Origin of the sequence: Sphingomonas sp. (assembly GCF_035714405.1) — a bacterium.
In the GTDB taxonomy this organism is placed as follows: domain Bacteria; phylum Pseudomonadota; class Alphaproteobacteria; order Sphingomonadales; family Sphingomonadaceae; genus Sphingomonas.
The window spans coordinates 227,540-249,766 of sequence record NZ_DASTMA010000018.1 but is presented as its reverse complement, the minus strand read 5'-3'; the positions used below and the strand labels follow the sequence as shown (position 1 = coordinate 249,766).

Annotated in this window: 22 protein-coding genes and 1 tRNA gene; 7 read left to right on the top strand and 16 right to left on the bottom strand. The window is 67.6% G+C overall.

The window, feature by feature from the left end:
• The first annotated feature begins 56 nt into the window (after positions 1-56).
• Positions 57-1,430 (top strand): class II 3-deoxy-7-phosphoheptulonate synthase, encoded by a 1,374-nt coding sequence (locus tag VFQ64_RS08105; RefSeq protein WP_325103416.1) that lies wholly within the window; start codon positions 57-59, stop codon positions 1,428-1,430.
• Here the strand turns inward: VFQ64_RS08105 and VFQ64_RS08100 are convergent.
• Genes VFQ64_RS08100 through VFQ64_RS08080 form a run of 5 tightly spaced genes read right to left on the bottom strand, consistent with a single transcriptional unit; the run spans position 1,427 to position 5,189 of the window.
• Positions 1,427-2,464: a DUF2931 family protein gene (locus VFQ64_RS08100; RefSeq protein ID WP_325102788.1), complete on the bottom strand. Its 1,038-nt coding sequence runs from the start codon at positions 2,462-2,464 to the stop codon at positions 1,427-1,429. The genes VFQ64_RS08105 and VFQ64_RS08100 overlap by 4 nt on opposite strands.
• A 1-nt stretch (position 2,465) precedes the next feature.
• Positions 2,466-3,803 carry a DUF2235 domain-containing protein gene (locus VFQ64_RS08095; RefSeq protein ID WP_325102787.1) on the bottom strand — a complete coding sequence of 446 codons (1,338 nt, stop codon included), beginning with the start codon at positions 3,801-3,803 and terminating at the stop codon, positions 2,466-2,468.
• Entirely contained in the window at positions 3,803-4,186 is a 384-nt protein-coding gene (locus tag VFQ64_RS08090; RefSeq protein ID WP_325102786.1) for a hypothetical protein, read from the bottom strand. Before VFQ64_RS08090 ends, VFQ64_RS08095 begins: the two co-directional genes overlap by 1 nt.
• A complete protein-coding gene (locus tag VFQ64_RS08085; RefSeq protein ID WP_325102785.1) occupies positions 4,186-4,680 on the bottom strand; it encodes a DUF4123 domain-containing protein in 495 nt (164 codons plus the stop codon). Before VFQ64_RS08085 ends, VFQ64_RS08090 begins: the two co-directional genes overlap by 1 nt.
• Positions 4,677-5,189, bottom strand: a complete 513-nt coding sequence (locus VFQ64_RS08080; protein ID WP_325102784.1) for a PAAR domain-containing protein — start codon at positions 5,187-5,189, stop codon at positions 4,677-4,679. Before VFQ64_RS08080 ends, VFQ64_RS08085 begins: the two co-directional genes overlap by 4 nt.
• Before the next feature lie 133 nt (positions 5,190-5,322).
• On the opposite strand from VFQ64_RS08080, the gene VFQ64_RS08075 reads away from it, so the two are divergent.
• Positions 5,323-5,397, top strand: a tRNA-Glu gene (locus VFQ64_RS08075).
• Positions 5,398-5,435: 38 nt separating this feature from the next.
• Here VFQ64_RS08075 and VFQ64_RS08070 read toward each other — a convergent pair.
• The 7 genes from VFQ64_RS08070 to VFQ64_RS08040 all read right to left on the bottom strand — a co-directional run bounded on the left by VFQ64_RS08070 (position 5,436) and on the right by VFQ64_RS08040 (position 14,076).
• Positions 5,436-6,728 carry a transporter gene (locus VFQ64_RS08070; protein WP_325102783.1) on the bottom strand — a complete coding sequence of 431 codons (1,293 nt, stop codon included), beginning with the start codon at positions 6,726-6,728 and terminating at the stop codon, positions 5,436-5,438.
• Between the two features lie 20 nt (positions 6,729-6,748).
• On the bottom strand, positions 6,749-7,318 hold the full coding sequence (locus tag VFQ64_RS08065) for a hypothetical protein (RefSeq protein WP_325102782.1): 570 nt from the start codon (positions 7,316-7,318) through the stop codon (positions 6,749-6,751).
• Between the two features lies 1 nt (position 7,319).
• Positions 7,320-8,000 (bottom strand): C39 family peptidase, encoded by a 681-nt coding sequence (locus VFQ64_RS08060; RefSeq protein WP_325102781.1) that lies wholly within the window; start codon positions 7,998-8,000, stop codon positions 7,320-7,322.
• Between the two features lie 23 nt (positions 8,001-8,023).
• Positions 8,024-8,347, bottom strand: a complete 324-nt coding sequence (locus VFQ64_RS08055; RefSeq protein ID WP_325102780.1) for a hypothetical protein — start codon at positions 8,345-8,347, stop codon at positions 8,024-8,026.
• Between the two features lie 71 nt (positions 8,348-8,418).
• Complete coding sequence (locus tag VFQ64_RS08050; protein WP_325102779.1) at positions 8,419-10,137, bottom strand: hypothetical protein; 1,719 nt, start codon at positions 10,135-10,137, stop codon at positions 8,419-8,421.
• Positions 10,138-10,317: 180 nt separating this feature from the next.
• Positions 10,318-11,439 carry a hypothetical protein gene (locus VFQ64_RS08045; protein WP_325102778.1) on the bottom strand — a complete coding sequence of 374 codons (1,122 nt, stop codon included), beginning with the start codon at positions 11,437-11,439 and terminating at the stop codon, positions 10,318-10,320.
• Between the two features lie 147 nt (positions 11,440-11,586).
• Positions 11,587-14,076: a TonB-dependent receptor gene (locus tag VFQ64_RS08040; RefSeq protein WP_325102777.1), complete on the bottom strand. Its 2,490-nt coding sequence runs from the start codon at positions 14,074-14,076 to the stop codon at positions 11,587-11,589.
• Positions 14,077-14,260: 184 nt separating this feature from the next.
• Here VFQ64_RS08040 and VFQ64_RS08035 point away from each other — a divergent pair, with 184 nt between their 5' ends.
• Positions 14,261-15,214, top strand: coding sequence for a LysR family transcriptional regulator (locus VFQ64_RS08035; protein ID WP_325102776.1), 954 nt, complete (start codon positions 14,261-14,263; stop codon positions 15,212-15,214).
• A gap of 45 nt (positions 15,215-15,259) precedes the next feature.
• On the opposite strand, the gene VFQ64_RS08030 is transcribed toward VFQ64_RS08035, so the two are convergent.
• The 4 genes from VFQ64_RS08030 to VFQ64_RS08015 are packed head-to-tail and all read right to left on the bottom strand — an operon-like array spanning position 15,260 to position 18,406.
• A complete protein-coding gene (locus tag VFQ64_RS08030) occupies positions 15,260-16,009 on the bottom strand; it encodes a siderophore-interacting protein (RefSeq protein WP_325102775.1) in 750 nt (249 codons plus the stop codon).
• The gene (locus VFQ64_RS08025) at positions 16,006-16,470 is read right to left on the bottom strand and encodes a nuclear transport factor 2 family protein (protein ID WP_325102774.1); all 465 of its coding nucleotides are present in this window, start codon (positions 16,468-16,470) and stop codon (positions 16,006-16,008) included. Before VFQ64_RS08025 ends, VFQ64_RS08030 begins: the two co-directional genes overlap by 4 nt.
• 7 nt (positions 16,471-16,477) lie before the next feature.
• On the bottom strand, positions 16,478-17,077 hold the full coding sequence (locus VFQ64_RS08020) for a nitroreductase family protein (protein WP_325102773.1): 600 nt from the start codon (positions 17,075-17,077) through the stop codon (positions 16,478-16,480).
• A gap of 18 nt (positions 17,078-17,095) precedes the next feature.
• Positions 17,096-18,406: an MFS transporter gene (locus VFQ64_RS08015; protein ID WP_325102772.1), complete on the bottom strand. Its 1,311-nt coding sequence runs from the start codon at positions 18,404-18,406 to the stop codon at positions 17,096-17,098.
• Between the two features lie 244 nt (positions 18,407-18,650).
• Between VFQ64_RS08015 and VFQ64_RS08010 the strand changes: the two genes are divergently transcribed.
• The 4 genes from VFQ64_RS08010 to VFQ64_RS07995 are packed head-to-tail and all read left to right on the top strand — an operon-like array spanning position 18,651 to position 22,212.
• A complete protein-coding gene (locus VFQ64_RS08010) occupies positions 18,651-19,628 on the top strand; it encodes an amidohydrolase family protein (RefSeq protein ID WP_325102771.1) in 978 nt (325 codons plus the stop codon).
• Positions 19,629-19,646: 18 nt separating this feature from the next.
• Positions 19,647-20,852 (top strand): LLM class flavin-dependent oxidoreductase, encoded by a 1,206-nt coding sequence (locus VFQ64_RS08005; RefSeq protein WP_325102770.1) that lies wholly within the window; start codon positions 19,647-19,649, stop codon positions 20,850-20,852.
• Positions 20,852-21,787 (top strand): flavodoxin family protein, encoded by a 936-nt coding sequence (locus VFQ64_RS08000; protein ID WP_325102769.1) that lies wholly within the window; start codon positions 20,852-20,854, stop codon positions 21,785-21,787. The genes VFQ64_RS08005 and VFQ64_RS08000 overlap by 1 nt, the downstream gene beginning before the upstream one ends.
• Complete coding sequence (locus tag VFQ64_RS07995; protein ID WP_325102768.1) at positions 21,784-22,212, top strand: hypothetical protein; 429 nt, start codon at positions 21,784-21,786, stop codon at positions 22,210-22,212. The genes VFQ64_RS08000 and VFQ64_RS07995 overlap by 4 nt, the downstream gene beginning before the upstream one ends.
• Positions 22,213-22,227 lie beyond the last annotated feature (15 nt).

Below are 22,227 nucleotides of genomic sequence, written 5' to 3'. Positions count from 1 at the left end.
CACCCGGCGCTTTGGGCGCAAAGGCCCGCGTGGACCCTTTACCATCGAGAGCCACGATCATGGCCGCCTGGACTCCCCATAGCTGGACCGCCCACGAGGCGCTGCAGCAGCCCGACTATCCCGACGCGGCCGCGCTGGATGACGCCACCGCGACGCTGAAGAACTTTCCGCCGCTCGTCTTCGCGGGCGAGGCACGCAACCTGACCGCCGCTCTGGCGGAGGTTGCGGAGGGCCGCGCCTTCCTGCTCCAGGGCGGCGACTGCGCGGAGAGCTTCGCCGAATTCCATCCGAACAACATTCGCGACACTTTTCGCGTCATCCTGCAGATGGCGGTCGTCCTCACCTATGCCTCCAAGCTGCCGGTGGTGAAGGTCGGGCGGATGGCGGGGCAGTTCGCGAAGCCGCGGTCGGCGGGCACCGAGACGATCGATGGCGTGGAGCTGCCGAGCTATCGCGGCGACAATGTCAACGACATCGGCTTCACGCCCGAGCAGCGGCACCCCGATCCGCAGCGGATGATCCGCGCCTATAGCCAGTCGGCGGCGACGCTGAACCTGCTGCGCGCCTTCGCACAGGGCGGGTACGCCAACCTGCACCAGGTCCACCGCTGGACCCACGACTTCCTGGGGTCGAGCCCATGGTCGAAGAAGTATCGCGAGACGGCGGACCGGATCGGCGACGCGCTGGAGTTCATGCGCGCCTGCGGGATCGACCCCGAAACCGTGCCGCAGCTGGCGCAGACCAGCTTCTATACCAGCCACGAGGCGCTGCTGCTGCCGTTCGAGCAGGCGATGACGCGGCAGGATTCGCTGACCGGCGACTGGTACGACACCAGCGCGCACTTCCTGTGGATCGGCGACCGCACCCGTTTCCCGGGCTCCGCGCATGTCGAGTTCCTGCGCGGCATCGGCAACCCGATCGGCATCAAGTGCGGGCCGAGCCTGGACCCCGACATGCTGCTGCGGCTGCTCGACACGCTCAACCCGGCGCGGGTGCCGGGACGGGTGACGCTGATTACGCGTTTTGGCCATGACAAGATCGAGGCGGCGCTGCCGCGACTGGTCCGCACCGTCACCCACGAGGGTCAGCCGGTGATCTGGTCATGCGACCCGATGCACGGCAACACGATGCAGTCGGTCACGGGCTACAAGACCCGCCCGTTTGAGCGCATCCTGGCCGAAGTGCGCGGCTTCTTCGCCGTGCATCGCGCCGAGGGCACCCACGCCGGTGGCATTCATGCCGAGATGACCGGGCAGAACGTGACCGAATGCACCGGCGGCGCGGTCGACGTGACTGAGCAGTCGCTGGCGGATCGCTACCACACCCATTGCGATCCGCGGCTCAACGCGTCGCAGTCGCTCGAGCTGGCGTTTTTGCTGGCCGAGATGCTGAACGAGGAAATGGCGGAGCGACGCCGCGCCGCGGCTTAGTCGGCGCCGAACACCTGGACCTTAGTGTTCTTGAACCGATAGGCCAGTTCGCCTCGGCGCAGGAAGACGTCCACCGTGTCGCCGGTCGGTGACGGCTCGACCATCAAGGTCATCGCTCCGGGCCGGTCCGCTGCGGCGAGCTTCTTGAAAGCCGCGACGCTCTCGACGGGGTCCAGCGCGATGTCGGCTGACAGCATTCCCTGAGCCGATCGCCAGTTGAGCCGCAAACTCGCCGGTACCGGCAGGTTCGGCGGGAGCGGCTCACCGCCACGTTGCGGGTCGGCCAGGTCGAACCAATCGCGCTCCCCGTTGACGCCGCTGAACCACAGAACCGCCCCCTGCGGCGACCCGCCCGCCAGCTGCGCCGTCCAGGCGAGGCGGCGCGGATAGTCGCCCCAGGCGGCAAGCCGCTCGGGCTGCGCGGCGGCGGATCGGGCCGCGTCGTCCTTGATCGCGAACTCTAGATTCTCGCGGATGAACGACTCGCGGGTCACCTCCGGATTGTCGGTGACCTGGGAGAACGGCACCTCCGTCGGCGACGCCTTGAAGGTCGCGACCTCCGTTACGACCTCGCCCGCCGTCGCCCACACCGACACATTCCCACCCGGCGCCATGCCGAACACGACTCGGCCATAAGCGGCGCGTTGCCGGGGGGCCGGCAACGGCGTCCCACGGTCGAACAACACGGTGAGACGGTCCAGCGGCAGCGCGAACTGGCCGGCATAAAAGCGGTTCTCGAGCAGGGAGAGCCAGGTCAGCGACACGTTGGTCGGCAACGGCTTCTTGTCCTCGCCAACTACATGGGTCGAGCCGATCTGGCCCCAGCCGTTGCTGACGATCCGGGTATCCGGAACATAGGTGGTGCCGCCGCCTGCCAGGACGAGGTCGCCGCGCACGAAGTAGATCGGCGCCTCCTTGGGGGCGGATTCCGATGGCAGCCAGTCATATGTCTTCATGTTCGCGCCTTCCTGGGCGATCGAGTCGCCGCATGCCGCCGACAACAGCGCAAGTGCCGTCAGTGCATAGCGCCGCATCCTAACCATTGAAGATCACTCGCTGACGGCGCCCGTTGATCTTGCCACCCACCCAATTCGGCCAATGTCCTATCTCTCCATATCGGGCGGAGAAATGCAGATAGCGATGACGGAGCCGGCGGTGCACGGCATCGCGGCTGTTGAAATAAACCCCGGGGCTCTGCGCATTGATCCGGGTGACGGATGCTTCCACACCGCGCAGGTCGGCCGGGACGGCGTGCCGCTGTTGCAACGTCGGCAGCCACACCAGCTGCAGTTCACGCGCCAAGCGCGCCTGCATCTGCAGCGGAATGCGCGCGAAGGTGTTCCGGATGCCCGTTCGATTGACGTTGATCTCGTTGAAGAAACTGGTGTCGCCGATTTCGGCCGGCAGGTACCAGCCCAGCGCGATCAGCCAGTCGCGCTCGCGCTGCAGAGCGGCACGTTCCGCCTGATTGAGCCGGACCGTATCCAGGTCGAACACCTGATAATTGGTCTCCGCGCCGTTATCGACATAACCGCCGCCGACGTCCGAATGGACGCCGGGCAGGAAAATCTGCGTCCCGTTGCCCGCGCTGTCGATGTTGGTGAGCGGGAAATACTCGCGATGCTCCTCGGCGGCGGCGAGTTGCACGACCTTTTCCGCCACCGCGATGGCGTTGAGGCTGAGCGTTCGGGTGTCGTCGCTCCGATCGCCGCCGTGCGAGGCGACGGTGTCGAACAGGCCGACATACCGCATCTTGACCTGGCCGACCTCGAACCCGCTGGCCTGCAAACGTGGCATCACCCGCTCGGCACCGTCGCGGACCGCTCGCTGGATGAAGTGACGCGCGGCGGCCGCGCCACGGCTGAAGCCAAAGCTGTCGATATGGACATGGGCGATCCGGGTATTGCTGGGATCGCCCACCTTGGATGCGATCTCGCGGACCATCCGGTCGAGCCCGCTCTTGACCTTCGCCTCGATGCCGGTCGCCCCGGTCCCCCGCGCCACGCCGGGCATCGTCGTGTCGCTGTCACGATCGGTGGTGCCGATGCCCTCGACATAGAGCGGCACGAAATAGTCGTAGCCCGGCTGCTCCTTCGCGATCACCTGTTCCAGGATCGCGACGTTGCTGTAGTCATTCTCATAGCTGCCGCTGCCGGGCGACCTGGCGCGACCACCGCTTGCCCGTTGCCGGTCATAGGCGAGCCGCAGGTCCGTGTTGGTGCGGTTGTTCTGCGTACCGTCGAAGAAGATGCTCGCCCGGACCGTGACGACGCGCCGGGGCTTCTTGTTGTCCGGACAGGTCTGGCAGGCGACGCTCTGCGGTCGGGCCGGCGGGGTCTGCGGCGACCGGGTCGGCGTTGCGGCGCGCGCCATTAGCGCGCCGCCGCCGGGAGCGGCGCGTCGAGGTCGATCAGCGTCACCTGCGGCTGGATCAGCGCCTGGCGGAACTGTTCGACGCGGGTCGGCTCCGGAAAGCCCGCGCGGGTCAGGAACATGGCGGCAAGCTCGGGCAGCGGATCGCGCCACCAGGACGACAGCCGCAGCTCCAGCAGCGCGTCGAGGCTGGCCTGCTCGCGCAGATCGCGCGCCTCGGCAAAGGCCTGCATCTCGGCCGCGACCGGTCTGATCTGGTCGGGCGTACGCGCCACTCCTGCGGCGGCCAGCCGGGCCTGTGCGGTTGCGGTCGCGCGGCGGGTCATGCGCTCGCGCACCGCCGCCTCCAGTCCCGCGAGCTGGGCGTCTGAGATGCGCAGCATCAGGCGGCCACCGGCGCAATCATCTCGGCCGACAGCTGTCCGTCGGCGAAGCGGACGTGGTAGTGGCCGGGCTGGTCGTCTGCCTCGATCACATAGCGTTCGACGCCCTTGAACCACGGCGCTTGCTCCTCCGGAGACGAGGACCGGAACAGCGCCTGCAGGACAGCGGGATCGAAGAAGCGGAACCAGACCAGCCGGCCATCGGGCAGGCGGGCATTCTGGAATTTCTTCAGGTGAGTGCGCAGGCTGGCGAAGGGCAGGTCGGAGGTCAGCAGGATGCCCCAGCCCTTCCCCGTCCCTTCGCCACGCCAGGCGCGTGCGAGCGGCTCGGCCGGGTCGAACGCGACCAGCCAGGGCAGCGTCGCCGCCAGCTCTGGCTCCAGCGTGCCGCCGACCAGGCACTGGTGCTCACGGCAGCCCTGGACGAGGCCGAGCAGCCGCTCGTCCTGTGCCGTGTCGACGACGGCGTACCAGCGCACATCCGTGCCGCTCATGCGCGATCCTGGCCCGGGTCCGGCGGGCAGCGTTCGATGAACGGCGTACGCGCGGCGGCGGCGTCCTTGTTCGCCTTCGCTTGCGGCCGGGGCGTATAGCCGCCCATTGCGAGCGCGCCGATCGCCGCGCCGATCGTGTCCGACATGGTGTCATGGGAGGCGCCGCTTGACACCCCGACCGACTTCGCCCCACCGCCGCCGCCACCGCCGCCGCTACCGCCGCCGATCAGCACCGTGAACATCCCAAAGACGATGACGCCACCATGCGCGGTCATGTCGCCCATCCGCGCCGCCAGCAATCCACCGACCAGCACGGTGGGCGAGCCCTGCACGATGACGTCGGGAGGGCCCACGCATACACAGGTGTCGGTTATGCGCGCCTGCGGCAGCATGCCCGTCAGCACCGTCGGCATGCCGGGCGCGAGGATCGGACCGCCGACGTGCGGCACTACGCCCGTCACCATCGGACAGACGTGCATGTCGGTCAGCCGTGCCGCAGGTTGCCCCAACCGCGTCTCCCCTCTGGCAGCGGATGTCGCCCAAACCTCGCAGAAACGCAATCGCCGCACGGCGCAAGCTCGTCGCATCGCTCCGGCTTGACGCCCCGCCGCCCCTCGCCTAGTTGCCCGCGCTCACCCGCACGGCCCCTTCGTCTAGCGGTTAGGACGTCGCCCTCTCACGGCGAAAACACGAGTTCGATTCTCGTAGGGGTCACCACGGAGCAAGGCTGCAATTGCGGCCGGCCCGCCGGGAGATCAGCCTCCCGTCAGCACCACCAGCGGCACCCGCAACACGGTGCGCAGATCGGTCGCGTCGTCCGTCGCACCCGCCTCGACCGACCAGTTGAGGCTGGAGCGGTCGTTGAGGCGATAGGTGACGCCGAACAGCAGGCGACCGACCTGCAGGTCGCGGGCCCGCTGCTCGCGCATGCCGTCGTCGCCGGGCCGCGGATCCTCGATCATCGAACGGATGCGGGTGCCGAACGCCCAGGTGTGCGCATAGCCGATGTTGAGCGAGGTGCGGTCGTTGAGCGACAGGCCGATGCCGGCGCTGGCGGAGACCGAGTCGCCGGGCTTGACGTAGATGATGCGGGTGTCGCCGATCAGCGTGTCGACATCGTCGCCGAAATTGCGGGTATAGCCGATCGTGCCGAACAGCACCGCCGGGTCGGTCGGGAGGATCGCGGTAAGGCTGGGCGAGACGCCCCAGAAGCCCGCGCCCGTCGCGGCGCGCAGCTCGCGCCCTTCCTCGTCGCGCGGCACCCGGAACGGATTGGAGCCGGTCGGCGCCACCACCTGCAGATTGCCGATCAGAAAGGCACGGCCCGGGCGGGAGCCGGTCAGCTGATAACGCGCGGACACCTCCAGATCGCCGAAGCCGTCACCCGTCGCAGAACTGTCCCGAGTGGCGGCCGCGTCATTGGGGGTGCTGCCCGCCACGGGTGCGAGCACACTGGCGTTGTTGCGGTGCACGAACGGCGCGCGGATGCCGAGCTCCAGACGATTGCTGAGCCCATAGCGCGCCATCAGCGCGCCACTCACCACGTCCTGCCGGCTTTCGTTGATGTCAAAGACGCCCACCAGCACCGATTCGACGAGCTCGATGCCGCGGAACAGCGCGCGGTTGCGGTCGGCGCGCGCATATTCGATCTGCGCCTCCAGCGTGAGCTGCCCGGCGCGGGTGATGACGCTGCCCTGATCGCCGAGCACGGCGACGGCCGGGGCGCGCTCGAAATCAGGTGCGGCACCGACGGTCTCGACGGGTGCGGCCTGGATGGCGCTGGGATCGCCGGGCGAGATCGAGGCGCTGCCCTGCGCCGCGTTGATCGCGGGCAGGCGCGCGGTGGCGGCGACCTGTGGGCCCGCCGCGTCGAGCCGCGCTTCCAGCGCCCGCAGCCGCTCCTCCTGCCGCGCCAGCGCCGCGCGCGCTTCCGCCAGATCGCGACGCAGCGCCTCGACGCTGTCGGGCGCAGCCGTCGCCTGTGCCAGCGCGACGCCGGGCAGGCCGAGAGCGAGGGCGAGGCCGCCGCCCAGTATACAAAGTCTCATGATTTTCCCCGGGGGTTGGGTCAGCGGATCAGCCGCGTGGTGGCGTCCAGCGCGAGGTTCTCCGCCCTGATCGCGGCGCCACCCAGCGCGTCGGGCCGGACGCCGCTCAGCCCGATGTCGACGGTGGTGGTGACGTCGATGCTTCGATCGTTGGCGCTGTTCGCGACCACCGTGCCCAGCGCCCCGCCGAGCAGATGGCTGACCTCGATCGCCTCGCCCGACAGGTCGACCCGGACGCCGTCGGTGGCCGATCGTACCCGCACCACGCCGTCACGAGTCATCAGCCCGGCTCCGTCCGCCGTCACGGAAACTGGAACGACCCCAGCGCCATCGGCACGGTCCGCTAACACCTGCACCCGTGGCAGATCATCACGCAGGTTAAGGGTTGATCGGAGAATTTCACGGCCGTCGATCCGTGTCGCGGTGGTGACGCCGATCGTCACCGATATGCCGCCGGGTAGCTGGAACCCGCCGCGCAGTTCGGCCAGGCGCTCGTCCGAAAGCGAGGGGTGAGCCGTCAGGCTGCGCGCATCCGCGGCGGGCGCCGCCGCCAGCACCAGCGCCGCCAGGATCGAGCAGAGGCGAAGCATGTCAGAAATCCCGGTAGAAAGGGGCGGTCAGCGACAGCGCCTGGATGCTGAGCGGGTCCGCGAACCGCGCGCCCAGCGGCGCGCGGGCGACAGTGCTCCAGCGATCGGCGGCGTTGAACCGCGCGCGGGCGACGCTCACGTCGCTGTCGATGGCGAAGAAGATGCCGTTCCAGCTTTTTTGGAAAGCGGCGGCCGTCTCGACCCGCAGGCCGAGCGCCGGGTCGGCGATCAGCACCTCGTCGCCACGCACACCCTGCACGACGACGAAATGGCGGTAGTTCTTGACGGTCACCAGCGCGATCCCCGGAACCCCGGCCTTCTCGATATCCGCCAGCGTCACCTGATAGCCATTGGCCGGCTTGCCGCGCGCGGCGAGGTACCGCTTCATGTCGAGCAGCGAGAAGCCCAGGGTCCGGATCTGGGCATGATCGCCGCCCTTCCACATGCCGCGAAAGGTCGTCGCCTCGTCCGGCGTCTCGCCATAGAAGCGCAGCAGCGTCGCCAGCGCCGCCGAACCGCAGCTGAAATCGAACTGCTGACGGACGACGCCGCGGTACTTCAGCGCCTGCATTGACCGGACCGGGCCCGAGAAATCGCCCATCGGGCTCGTGCCCAGGAACGGGCGCGGCGCTTCGTCCTCGGCACTTGCGACGCTAGCCGGCAGGACAAGGGCCGCTGCCACGACGAAGAAAGCGCATGCGCGCATCACGGCGCCGGCGTGAACTGGATGTTGACGTTCAACGCCGCGTTGATCGACACGTTGTTGCCGGTGTTGGCGTTGATGATCGACAGGCCCTGGAGGTTCTGAAACGCATTGCCGTCGATCGTGGCGGTGCCGGTGACCGACGGGCCGTTGATGGTGTTGTTGGAGACGCGCGAGGTCTGCTCGGAGATCGCGACCTGTGACACGTCCTCACGCGCGGTAGCCTTGTTCAGCGCGGCGCCGTCCATGGGGGCGGCGGCAAAGGCGGGCGCCTGCGGCGGCGCCTCCTGGGCAACCCCAGCGGCGAGTAGAAGAAGATGGATCATGGGGGGCGTCCTGTACGTCCGGAAAGAAGATGCGGCCCGGCGAGATGATCGCCGGGCCGCGGTTCAGGAGGTTACATGCCCACGTCGCGGGTGCGGACCGCGACGCTGACGCTGGCGTTCTGCGACGCCGCCGCGCCGGTGTTCTGGTTCTGCGCCAGCATGCCGGAGAAATTGGAATAGGCGCTACCAGAGGTCGACAGGCTGGCATCGGTGCCGCCCGCCTGATCGGTCGAACCGTTGTACGTCACGGTGATGCCCGTGACATAGGACGACAAGGTCGAGCTGGCGACCAGTGCCCCATCGCCGAACGCGCCCGTGGAGCGCGCCGCGCCCGTCAGCGTCGAACGATCGCTGGCGTCGAGGCTGGCGGTGCCACCATTGTTCGCCGCCACCAGGCCGCCGACGGCCGTGCTTTGGTCACGGTTGTCGGAGTTGTTGGTGTTGTCGGTGTTGGTGCCGCCATTGTTCGCCGCCAACCGGCTGCCGCTGGCCGAGCTCTGGTCGCGGTTGTCCGAGTTGTTGGTGTTGTCGGTCGCCGTCGCGCCGTTGTTCGCCGCGACGCGGCTGCCGCTGGCACTGCTGTTGTCCCGCTGGTCGCGGTTGTCGGAGCTGTCGGTCACGGTCGAGCCGTTGTTCGCCGCGAAACGCCCGCCACTGGCGGTGCTGTTGTCCGACTGATCGCGATTGTCCGACTGGTCGCGATTGTCGGAATTATCGGTCACGGTGGAGCCGTTGTTGGCGGCGAAACGGCCGCCGCTCGCGGTGCTGTTGTCGGACTGATCACGGTTGTCCGAATTGTCGGTCACGGTCGAGCCGCCGTTCGCGGCGAACCGGCCGCCATCGGCGGTGCTGTTATCCGACGTGTCCGTCACGGTGCTGCCACCGCTGGCGGCGAAGCGGCCGCCCTCGGCGGCGCTGTTGTCGCGGTTGTCGGCGGTCGTGCTGCCGTTGTTCGCCGCATACGCCCCGTTGGCGGTGCTGTTGTCGCGATTGTCGGCAGTGGTGCCGCCGTTGTTCGCCGCATAGGCGCCATCGGCGGTGCTGCGGTTGGAGTTATCCGAGTTGTCGGTGTTGTCCGTCGCCGTGGCGCCGTTGTTTGAGGCGACGCGCGAACCCGTCGCGGCGCTGTTGTCGCGGTTGTCCGTCGTGGTGCCGCCGTTGTTCGCGGCATAGGCGCCGTCGGCGGTGCTGCGGTTGGAGTTATCCGAGTTGTTGGTGTTGTCCGTCGCCGTGGCGCCGTTGTTGGAGGCGACGCGAGCACCGCTCGCCGCGCTGTTGTCCGACTGGTCGCGGCTGTCGTTCTGGCTGTCCGTCAGCGAGTTGTCGGTGGTGGAGTTGTCGGTGTTGTCGGTGACGGTGGCACCGTTGTTGGCCGACATGCCCGAATTGTCCGCCGTCGCGGCGCTCTGGTCCGAGCTGTCGGTGGCGGTGGCGCCGTTATTGGCGCTGATCGTGCCCGTCGCATAGCTGTTGTCGCTGCTGTCGGTCGCGGTCGCGCCATTGTCGGCGCCGATGCCGTTGGTGCCCGGACCCGAGCTCGACGTGGCCTCGACCGAGTTGTCGACGCGGTTGTCGCTGTTGTCGGTGGCGGTCGACGCATTGTTGGCGCCGACGCGGCCGGCGCTGACGGTACCGCCGTTCATCGAGTTGTCGGTGGCGCTGGCGCCGTTGTTGGCGCCGACGGTGCCGGCATGGGCGCCGCCGGTCGTGCGGTTCGTGTTGTCTTGTGCCTGGGCGGGCACGGCGACGAGCGCGATGGCGCTGCCGGCCAGAAGAAGGGTGGTCTTCATGGATGGATCCTCGGGTGGGGGCATGTGGTCGCCGCGCCGGACCTGCCCGATGCGACGGCACCGCCTGGGTGCCTCATCCATGTATTGCCGCCCGAGCGATCCCTCCACACCAAGTTGCAACCTAGCTGTGCTTGAAGAGACGTAAACACTACCCGCATTTGGGGGTAGTTGTCAGGTAATCTATATTATTTCACCTACGCGAACTCGAATGATGCTGGAGAGCAGTAGACGAACAAGATCAATCTGTCGATTGACATTGGTCTTTGCAAATATCTGCTTGAGATAGCTGCGAGCAGTGTTTTCGCGGATCCGCATCGACTCGCTGGCTTCCGCCAGTGACTGGCCTGCGGCGAGGTGACAGGCGAGACCGGTCTCCACGCTCGAAAGACCGAACAGACGGCAGGCCGAAACCGCCATGGTCTTGAGGCCGCCCCCCGGCTTCAACACGATCAGCATCGCCGCCACCGCGCCGGGCTCGTCCGCAGGGCGGCTTGCCGACAGCGCCGCCACGATGACATGGTCATCCTCGACCGTGAGCTTGATCAGCGCCGCGTCGTGATCCGCCTGCGATGCCGGTACGCGCTCGCCATGATGACTGATGGCGGCGGCGAGCGCGGCCTGTAGACGCATGGTCTGCCGTAAGTCGCTCGCATGCAGGGTGGTACCGCGCTGACGCAGAAAACGGCCCTCGCGCAACAGCGACGCGGCCGCCGCGTTGGTGACGAGCGGCGCGCCGTCGCGGTCGACCAGGATGACGCCCAGGTCGATCGCGTCAAGCGCCGCGTGCAGGTCTGCGTTCCTGTGCTCCGTCGCGCGCAGGCGTTGCCAGAGTAGGAAATACGCCTCCAGCATCGGCATCAATCGGCGCAAGGTGGCGACGATCAACTTGCGGTCGGGTGGGCCCTTGTCGCCGAACACCGCACTGAAGATCACCTTGCTGCGAAGCTGCCCGCCTTCGAAGACGAGGGTCAGCAGCGGCCGCTGGTCCGGACCGACCCGCCCCAGCCACGCGCGCTGCATCAACTGTGTGTCCGACAGGGAGGGCCGGCGGGCGAGGCCGCTCGCATGATCGATGATTGCGCTGGTGAGATCGCCGCCGACCACACCACCGGTGCAGGCGAGCGCACGACCCGGATCGCCGTCAGCGAAATGCATCGACAGCACCGAGCCGTCGACGCTCAATGCCCTGATCAGAGGCGCAAGGAGGGTTTCGTACGGCAGCTCATCCATGGCATCCTGGCTCATGCCGAATGGCACGGGCCCCGCAGCGGGAGCGGAAGGGATGCTGTACGTCAGCGGCATGTCGCTCTCCCCGCCCCGGTCCAGCGTACCGGCCGAAAGGGACGGGCTCCATCCGGCGTGCGCTCTTTGAAGTACGCCCAAGCCGAGGAAAGGTTTCTCTAAATCTAAGTCAGTCTTTGGCGTAGAATGGGAAAAAGTTGCGACGGATCAGAAGTTGAAGCCCAGGATCAGGCCATAGGTCCGCGGCGGGTTGAGATTGCTGAACCGCAGGCCCGACGCGGCGCTGAGCGGTCCGCCCTGGTTGAGGGCCGCCTCGTCCTCGACATTGCGGACAAAGCCGGTGAGCCGCCACTGATTGTCCGGCGCATGGTATCCCAGCGTCAGGTCGGTACGCGTGTAGGCCGGCTGGAACTGCGATTCAAACCGCTCGAACCACAGATAGGCGGCGTTGCGGAAGATGGTGCGCGCCGACCCGACGATCTCGCCACCGCTGATGAGCGGAAAGCGCTGGGTATAGCCGGCGGACACGGTGAACTTGTTGACGCCGGGCAGGGTCTGGCCGGCATAGCTGACAACCGCGTTGGTGAACGCGTTCACGACATCGAACTGCAGGAACTTGGTGTCGTTGTAGAGGATGTTCGCGCTCAGCGTGCCGTTGCTGCCGACACGCAGCAGGACGTCCGCCTCCACCCCGCGGATGCGTGCCTTGGCGGCGTTGTCGATGCGCAGCGTCAACGGGCAGGTAGTGCGGATCAGCAACACCGAACAGGTCTGCGACCCGTCATTGATATAGCCGAGCGAGGATTGCTGATAGTTGCGGTAATCGTTCCAGAAGCCCTCGACGTTCAGCTGCAGGCGATTGTCGAAGAAGCGGTTCTTGATCCCGACGACATAGCTGCGCACCTTTTCCGCGGCAAAGGGGTAGCGGTTGGGCCCCTGCTCCACCCCGACGTTGAGCCCGCCGACGTGGAAGGCGGTCGAATGGGTGGCGTAGAACATCGACTGCGGCGCCACATCGACCTCGACGCCCAGCCGATAGCTGGTGTCGTTGAAGCCGACCCGCCCGGCCGACGGATAGCTGCGCGTCAATCCCGGGGGAGAGGCGTAGACCAGGGTGATGACCCCGTTCTCCTCCGACTTCTCCTCACGGGTGAAGCGCAGGCCGGCGGTGAAGCGCAGCCAGTCGGTGGCGGAAACGGTGGCCTCGCCGAAGCCGGCATAGGTCTCGTCGACCAGCTTCGGACTGTCGAGGCGGGTCTCCTGCTGGATCAACGCCGGCCGGGCGACGCAGAACCCGGCCACCGGCGCCGTGGCGCAGAAGACCCCCGGCCCGCCGATCGCCTGATTGTTGCTGTCGATGATGGTCAGCGTATCCTGCTGCTCGCGCAGGTAGAAGGCGCCGACCAGCCACCGGAACCGATCCTCGCCGGTTGCCGCCGAGGAGATGCGCAGCTCCGCCGAATATTGATCGGCGGTGCCCGAGACGCGCTGGCGCCCGAAATCGATGCGCTGGAGTGAGTCGATCTCCGTCCTACGATAACCGCCGATCGCAGTGACATCGGCAAAGCCGAGATCGGCGTTGATCGTCAGGTTGCCGCCATAGAATTCGTTGGCGAGGAAACCGTCGCGCGCGATCGGTGCCACGCCGAAGGGATAGGTGCATAACAGCCTGGCCGGGATGCCGCCGGGCGTGGGCGCGCCGACGACCTGCGCGCGGCAAAAGGTGCCGGGCCCCGGCCCCGCCACCGCCTGCGCGGGCAGCGCGCGGGCCAAGACGGCGTTGGAGCGTGGGTCCGACGGACCGACAAAGGGATCATCAGGCACCACGAAGCGGGTCGCGATCGACGAGTTGTTGACGGACGGGCCGGTGATTATCGCGCCGGCACCCTGGCCGCCTTGCGCGGAATAGTCGGCGGACACGAAGATGGAGAGCGCGGACGTCGGCTCGATCAGCAGGCTGACGCGCCCCGCCTTGATATCGGTGTCGTTGTAGCCGTCGCTCAGGAAGCCGCTGTTGTAGATCGACTGGCCTGCCACGCGCAGCGCCGCGTTGTCGCCCAGCGGCAGGTTGAGGCCCATCACCGCCCGAACCGCGTTATAGTTGCCGACCTCGATCTCCGCGTCGACGCTGCGCACGCCGAGCTTGGGACGGCGGCTGACGACGTTCACCGCGCCGCCGGTCGCGTTGCGGCCGTACAACGTGCCCTGGGGCCCCTTCACCACCTCGACCCGGTCCAGGTCGAACAGCGTCGTCGTGGTGCCCGATGCCCGCGAGTAATACACCCCATCGACGCTGAACGCGACCGCCGGATCCTGGTTGGGACCGACCACGCGCGAGCCGATGCCTCGGATGTAGATCGACGATGACGACCCGTTCTGTTCGATCTGGAGCCCGGGGACCAGCTTGTTGAGATCCTGCGCCGTCGCCACGCCTGCCTCGACCAACGCCGAGCCGTCGATGACGGTGATCGCCTGCGGCGTCTTTTGCAGCACCGTTTCCACCTTCGTCGCGGTGACGATGATGTCGCGGAGGCCATCGTCCGACGACGGCGCGGGATCCTGGCCGGTCGGGTCGGTGCGCTGGGCGGTACCCGAATCCTGTCGCGCCGACTCCGCCGCGGGCGAGGTCTGGGCCACAGCCGCCGTCGAGAGGAAGGCCGCCAGCGCCGTTCCGCAGATGAGCGTTGTCCTGTTCATACAATCCTCCCTGTCCGCGGGCGCATTCGCCCTGCGTAGCCAGCACCGGATACCCGGTCGCCGGGTGTAAGTCCGGGAGAGCCGCGCCCTGGTCCAATGCAAAAAGGCTATGCTCGTATAAGCTTGGCGAAAGACCCAGCGATTTGCGTCGGCCCGGATGGGGTGCCATGCTCACATTCGGGGAGTGCGCGCGCTGGATCGGTTCAATCTCAACCTGTTTTTCGCGCTCGACGCGATCCTCAACAGCGTCACGTTGACCGAGGCGGCGCGCAAGAGCCACCTGACCCAGCCTGCCATGAGCGTGTCGTTGAAGAAGCTGCGCGGCATCTTCGGCGACGAACTGGTCATCTATCGCAGCGGCGAGGAAGCGCGGCTGACCGAGCTCGCCCTGGCGTTGCGCCCGCGGGTGCGCCAGATCCTGCAGGCGTCGCGCGAGGTGATCGACTTCACCCCGGCTTTCGATCCCGCGACCGACGAGGGCACCGTCCGCATCGCCGCCCCCGATGTCGTGGAACTCATCATCCTGGGTCCGCTGTTCGCGCGGATCAGCAACGCGGCGCCGCGGATGCGGGTGATGTCGCTGCCGTTCGAGTACGAGCCGGTATCCACCCTGTTCGAGATGCCGCTGGACATTGCGATCGTCGGGGAGGCCTTCGCCTCGCCCGATCTCGCCAAGGTACGGCTGATCTCGGAGACGATGAGCTGCATGGTCTGGAGCGGCAGCCGCCACGCCGCCGGTCTGACCGAAGCGGCATTCCGCAACGGGCGCCATGTCGGCATCAGTCGCCCCAGCGGGCGGACCGGCGGACGCCCAACCCCTCTTTTCGCTCACCCGGTCGGGCAGACGCTGCACCGCATGTCCGAGGACGTCGACATCGTCGCCCGGGCCAGCACCTATGCCGCGGTGCCGCATGCGATCATCGGCACGGACCTGATCGCGACCACGCTGACGAGCTATGCCGAGCTGTGCGCGACGATGCTGCCGGTCGTGGTGTTGCCGGCCCCGATCCCGACGCCGACGATGAACTTCGTCGCCCAATGGCAGCATTACCGTGAGAGCGAACCCATGCTCCGATGGCTGTTGGAGCAGTTGCAGGCGGTCGCGGCCCTGCGGCCGGCGGCGGCCGCCTTGGGATAGAGCGGCCGGCGGCGGCGGCCCCTGGGGTGGTAACGGGCCCCTGCCCTATTCGTCGATCCGCACATGCACGGCCGGGTCGCCCTGTTGCCAATACCCGGCCGCCTTGATCCAGCGCGCGGGCTGGCCGAGCGCCTCGACCGCGTGTCGCGCCGCGCGGGCCGCGCCGGCCTCCGCCGCGATCCACACGAACCCTTCGCCGGGCGGCAGCGTCAGGCCGCCGATCGCCTCGGTCAGCAGGTCCGCGTCGGGCCGTTCGCGCACGATCCAGCGCGGCGTCCACTGCGCGGCGGTGTCGATCGCCTGCGCATCCTGGGCGCTGTCGACCAGGACGATGCTGGTCACCGGCACGTCGGCGCGCAGCTCCTCCAGCCGCCGGCCGATGGCGGGCAGCGAGGTCATGTCGCCGATCAGCCAGTACCAGTCGAAATCGTCCGGGATGATCGCCGAGCCGCGCGGGCCGCCGATCTCCAGCACGTCGCCGACCGCCGCGTCGCGCGCCCAGTCGATCGCAGGGCCGGCATCGTGGAGCGCATAGTCGATCGCGATCGTGCCCGCCGCCGTGTCGAACCGCCGGGGGGTGAAATCGCGCATCGTGCCGCGCTCACCCGGTGCGGGCGCCACCTCGCCCGGCACGAACATCTTGATATGATCGTCGAAACCGACGCTGGGAAAGCCGTCCAGGTCGGACGACACGAAGTGGAGGCGTCGCATGCCCGGCGACAGCTGTTCGACTCGTGCGAGCGTCAGTTTCCGGCGGCGGAGCTCGTGGCGGACGCGGGTGATCTCGTGGGTCATGGGGTTCCCTTTGCGGTCGGCATCATCTCGCCGGTCGACCAGATGATCGTCAGCACGACCGAGCACAGCCGCCATCCGGCCGCGGTGCGCGTCAGCTCGGCATCATACCACCCTCCCGCGCGCGCATTCCCGCCGGGCACGGCGGCATCGAAGACATGGGCTGCCATCATCTGCACCCGCGCGGTGGCCTTGTCGCCGTTCAGCAGGATCTGGTGTCCGGCCTGGAGGTGATGAGTGGCCCAACGCGCTGGTGGGGTGCGCATGTTGAGGATCGCGTCCCGCCCCTCGAAGCGGCCGTGCGGCAGCGCCACCACCCCGTCCTCGGCAAAGCAATCGGTGTAGGCGCGCTGGTCCTTGTCGTCGATCGCACGGGCAAAGGCGAGGAACAGGTCGGTGATCGCGGCACGATCGACCAGCCACTGCAGTTGCCCCTCGGACGCGACCGGGATGGCGCCGGGCATCAATGCCTTACCACCCACGCGGGAAGGCGCCGGCGGCGATGCTGGTCGCGATCGGGCGGCGCGGGCTCGGCGCCTCGCGCACGCGGAGCTGCTCCGGCAGCACCTCGGGGTCGCCGATCCGGCCGATCGCGATCATCGCCTCGATCCGGAAGCGGTCGGGAACGCTCAGGCCCGCGCGCGCCGCGTCGAAATCCACCCCCGTCATGCCGTGGGTATAAAGGCCCTGCGCCTGGGCCTGGAGCGCGAGCAACGCCCATGCGGAGCCGGCGTCGAAGCTGTGGCTGTGGGACGGCTTCGGCTCGCCGCCCTGGGGCGGAGTCATCATGGTGTCGGACAAGACGAGCACCAGCGCGCCGGCGCGCCGCGCCCACACCTGGTTGAACGGGAGCAGAAAGCCGACGAACGTCTCCCAGTCGGGGCCGCCCGATACCGCGTAGAGGAAGCGCCACGGCTGGACGTTGAACGACGACGGCGCCCAGCGCGCGGCTTCGAACAGCGGCAGCAGCTCCGTGGGCGCCAGCGCGGAGCCGTCGAACGCGCGGGGGCTCCATCGGCTGAGGAAGGCGGGGTCGATCGGGTGTTCGGCGACGCGCGGCTCGATGGTCATGCTCGGTCCTTGTTGATGCTACGCCGCGGACTGCGGAGCGGACTCCAGCCGACGCCAGGCGAGGAGCGCCAGCGACCATCCGACCAGCACCGCGACGGGTGCCATCAACATCGCATAGCGCAGGGATTCGGTGCCCAGCGAGCCGGACAGTCCATCGCTGATCGCGCCGACGATCAGCGGACCGAGGCCAAAACCGATCACCGTCTGCCCGAGGATCACGAGGGAACTGGCCATGCCGCGCCGGACCGACGGCACCCGGTTGAGCGCCACGGCGACCAGCGAGCCATAGTGCATCGAGGTCAGCACACCGCCGAACAGGCCGCCGATCACGGCGAGCGGGACGCTGGGCGCGAGCAGGAACAGGATCATCGCCGGCACGCCCGGCAAGGCGGTGAAGAGCATCACCAGCAAGGGCGCGTGCGGGCGCGGGTTCCGCTTGGCGATCATGGTGCCCAGAAAACCCCCGGCCAGGGTGCCGACCAGCCCGCCGATGCCCATGACCGGACCCAGCACGACACCGACCTGACCCTGGGTCAGCCCGTGCGACCGCATCATATAGGCGGCACCCCAATTGGCGAGAGAGGCGCCCCCCAGCGCCATGAACAGCCCGGCGAGCACCATGATGACGAACGGTCGGTCGGCCACCAGGAGGCGGAGCGCTTCGCCGAAGCCGGCGCCCTCGCCGCGTCGGTCGTTGGTGACGTCCAGGCGCCCCCGCGCCGGCTCGCGCACCGTTAGCAGCAGGATGCCGGCCAGCACGACCCCGGGCAGTCCGAGCACGGTAAAGGCGGCGCGCCAGCCGTACCGCTCCGCGATCGTACTGGCGACCCCCGCGCCGACAATGAAGCCCAGATGCAGGCCGATCTGGAACAGCGCGATGGCGCGGGGGCGGTGCTCCGGCTTGAAATAGTCAGCGATCAGCGACAGCGATGCCGGATAGCAGGTAGCCTCTCCGGCGCCGACGCCGAAGCGCGCGACCAGCATCGACCAGAACCCCACTGCCCGGCCCGTGACGATCGTCATCGTCGACCAGGCCGCCAGCCCGGCGGCCAGCAGGACTTTGCGGTTGCCGCGGTCGGCGAGTCTCGCGATCGGGAGTCCCAGCAGGCCGAACACCAGCGCGAAGCCCAGCCCGCTGATCAGGCCGATCTGCGTGTCGGTGAAGCCCAGGTCCTTGCGGATCGGCTCGACCAGGATGTTGACCACCGCCCGGTCGACCGAGTTCATCATGTTGACCAGGATCAGCACGAACAGAACATAGCCCGCATAGGCGCGGCCGTTGTCCGTCTGCGGTCCCGTTGTCGCTGCCGTCGTCGCTGCCGTCGCCATGTCGTGCCTCTCCGCACCGCCGCGCTGGTGGCGACTTCCTCCTGCCTAGTCCCCGGCCGAAGACGCGGACTAATCATATTTGATGATGAGGCCATTACCCGCGCTTAGAGCTGCGGCGGCGAACACGATCCGGGTCGCAGCGGATAAGTTTCGTGCATGAAACTATTGCCCATTCTCATTGGGCAAGTGGCGACCGATGGCCGACATCGCCTCCCAACGAAAAGACAACAGGGGAGGCCGAACCGTGCGCATCGACGTGCATGCCCATTATTTTCCGCAGTCGTACACCGACAAGCTGGTCTCGCTCGGCCTCAATCACGCGCGTGGTTCCGGGCAGTCGGAGGATCTGACCGGCCGGTTGAAGACGCTCGACGAGAACCACTGCGATCACCAGATCCTGTCGGCAGTCGGGCTCGACACCCAGGTCCATTCGCTCGACGGCGCGGTCGAAGGCGCGCGGTTCATCAACGACCTCTATGCCGAGACGGTGGTCCGCAGCGGCGGCCGCTTCCGCGCCTTCGGCTGGGTGCCGCTCCCTTATGTCGAGGAGGCGATCACCGAGGCGATCCGCTGCCTGGACGAGCTGCGCTTCGAAGGCATCTGCTTTCCGTGCTTCTTTCACGGACGCCCGCTCGACGATCCTGCATTCGAGCCGTTCTGGGCCGAGCTCAACCGCCGCAAGGCGAAGGCCTATATCCACCCGGTCGGCGCGCACAGCTGCAGCCATCCCGGCATGGCCGAGTACAACCTGTCGATGGCATCGGGCTCGCTCGCGCAGTTGCAGATCACCGCCCAGCGCATTGTCTATTCGGGGCTGTCGATGCGCTTTCCCGATGTCGAGTTCATCTTCGCGGTGTGCGGTGGTCACCTCCCCTATGTGTGGGAGCGGACCAAGCGCAACCTGGTGCGCGGCCTCACCACCCGCGCGTCCGGCGCCGTCGCGGCCAATTTCTACACCTGGATGGACGACGCGCCGATCACGCTCGACGATCCCATGCAGGCGTTCCGCAAATTCTGGTACGACACCTCGGTCCAGGACATTCCCGAAGCGATGCTGCTGGTGCAGAAAAGCTACGGCACCGACCGGCTGCTGCTCGGCTCCGACGAGATCTTCGCGAGCCTGACCGAAGCGGTCAGCTACGTCGAGACCAACCCGTATCTGTCGGCCGACGAGAAGGTCGCGATCCTGGATCGCAACGCCCAGTCGCTCTTCAATCTGTAACATAAAGGAAGCATCGCCATGCACATCGCGATCTTCATGGGCCCGTTCGCGCGCGGCCCTCGCGACGACAAGCCGCTGATCGACTGGTGCCTGCGGAGCGCCGAGACGGCTGCCTCCGACGGCTTTTCGATGATCACCTTCGGCGAGCAGCATTTCAACAATTACGAGCCCTATTGCAATCCGCTGCTGATGGGCGCGCGGCTCTCGCCGGTGCTGGGCGACGCCTGGTTCGCGACGACGATCTTGCCGCTGCCCTATCACAATCCGATCCGGCTGGCGGAGGACCTGAACGCGCTAGACCAGCTGATGGAGGGGCGGTTCATCGCCGGGATGAGCGCAGGCCGGATCGGCTTTTCGCCCGATTTCGAGAATTTCGGGCTGGACCCCAAGCAGCAGCGCGAAATCTTCGCCGAGAAGATGGCGGTGCTGAAGTCGCTGTGGGGACACCGGCAGGATGATGGGCCGCTCGCGTTCGGCGGACCGTGGGTAAAGGGCGGGATGCACGGCCGATTGATGCCGGTCTCCTATCGCGCGCCGCATCCGCATGTCGCGATCGGCACCAACACCGATCCGCTCGTCCGTCAGGCTGGGGTCGACGGCAACGTCTTGTTCCTCGGCCCCTGCCCGCTCGACGACGCCGCGGCCAAGCTTGCGCTGTTTCGCGAAGGGCTGGAGGCGGGCGGCCATGACGCTGCCGTCATCGCCGACCGCATGGACAAATCGATGGTGCATCATCAGTTCGTCGTCGCCGATACCGACGAGGCCGCCTGGGAGCAGATGTCGCAGATGACGCCCTTTCACCCGCTGATCGACCGGCGCGACGACCGGCGCAGCTATGCGCGGATGCACGCCGATTCGCTGGCGGGACGGCCGGGTTCGCCGGTCGCAAAGGCGAACGAGACGATCGTGCGCGGCTGGATGATCGCGGGCAGCCCGCAAACCGTGATCGACGCCCTGAACGCCCATGCCGCCGCAGGCTTCGCGATGGTGCATACCCGATTCGGTTTCGGCACGTACGATCCCGCTTTGTGGGATAGGAACTACCGCATGTTCGTCGACAACGTCCTGCCGCATGTCGGCTGCACACCCATCCCCAAGCCCGGCGGGTCCGAGATCCAGCCCGACGTCGCGGCGGGGCCGATGCCCGCCGGGGGTGGCCGGCCGACCCGCCCGATGGGAATCGCGGCGCAAGACTCGCCCGAGCCCGCGCGGCGGGCGGGCTGATGAAGGTTCTCGGTCTCAACTGCGGCAGTCCCGGGGGGAATTCCGAGCTGCTGCTCCAGGCTTCGCTGATGGCGACGGAGGCGGCGGGGCACGAGGTTCAGCTGGTCCGGGTCGCGACGCTGGCGATCCCGGCTGGACGCCCGGGAACGCTGCCGCCAGAGGTTCCGGACGATCGCGCCTGGCTGACCGAACAGCTGGTGGAGAGCGATGCGCTGATCATCTCCTCGCCGGTCACCTCGCGCAGTCCGTCCGCCGCGCTGAAGCTGATGGTCGACCGCGCGTTCGGACCCAGGGTGGACGTGGCCGCGGTGCTGCGGATGAAGGCGGGCAAACAGGGCGACGATCCCCGCTATAATACGACCATCATTGACGATCGCGTACTGAAGCCCCGCGTGGCCGGACTGATCTCCGTCGGGGGGGCGACATCGCCCGACTGGCTCACCTTCGGCCTGCCGCTGATGCACATGGCCACCTTCTCGATGCACATCGCGGTGGTCGATCAGGTGCAGTTCATGGGCGCCGCGCTGCCCGGCACGATCCTGTTCGACGAGGCCGCGATGGATCGCGCCGCCGCCGTGGGCCGCCACGTCGCGGCCGAGATCGGCAAGAGCTTCGACGAGGCGGCCTATCACGGCGAACCCGGGGTCTGTCCCGTTTGCCATTGCGACGTGATCGTGCCGCATGCGGACCACACCGAATGCGCGACCTGCGCAGCGCGCGGCGAGCTGGTGATCGAGGGTGGACGCCCCCGGCTGCTGGTCACGCCAGACGGGCGAGCGCGATCGATCCTCACCCTGGCTGCGAAACATCATCACCAAGACGAAATCGACGCCGTCAGTGCCGCGTCGCTGCCCCGCATGTCCGAAGTGCCCGCTCTGCGCGCCCGCTTCGACGCCTATGACCGACTGATCGCCCCTGAAAGGAACGCACCATGACCAACGTCGCCGAGCCCACCCCCGCCCACGTCCCCTATCACCTGAAGCCGATCGACGGGCCACCGCCCGCGGACATCGTCGCCGGTGCCGACAACTCGATCATGGCCGGGCTGGTCCTGGAATATCGGTACAGCTCCGGGCGCGAGTACCGGCTGACCTTCGCGGTCGATCAGGTCACCTTCGAGATGCTCGACTCGCCCGCGTACAAGCCCGAATATGCCATCCCCGTGTCGCTGCCCTATTATGCCCGACCGCTGCGCGAGGAACAGGTGTTGATCCACTGGATGGTGCCCAACCGCATCGGCCATGTCGCGCTGGTCATCGATTTCGCCGCGAACAGCATCTACGCGTCGGCGCTGATGCCGTTCAAGATGGAGATGTTCGACGTCGCGGAGATCTCAAGCGTAACCCGCAAGTTCGACTGACGCGAGGCGGCTGTT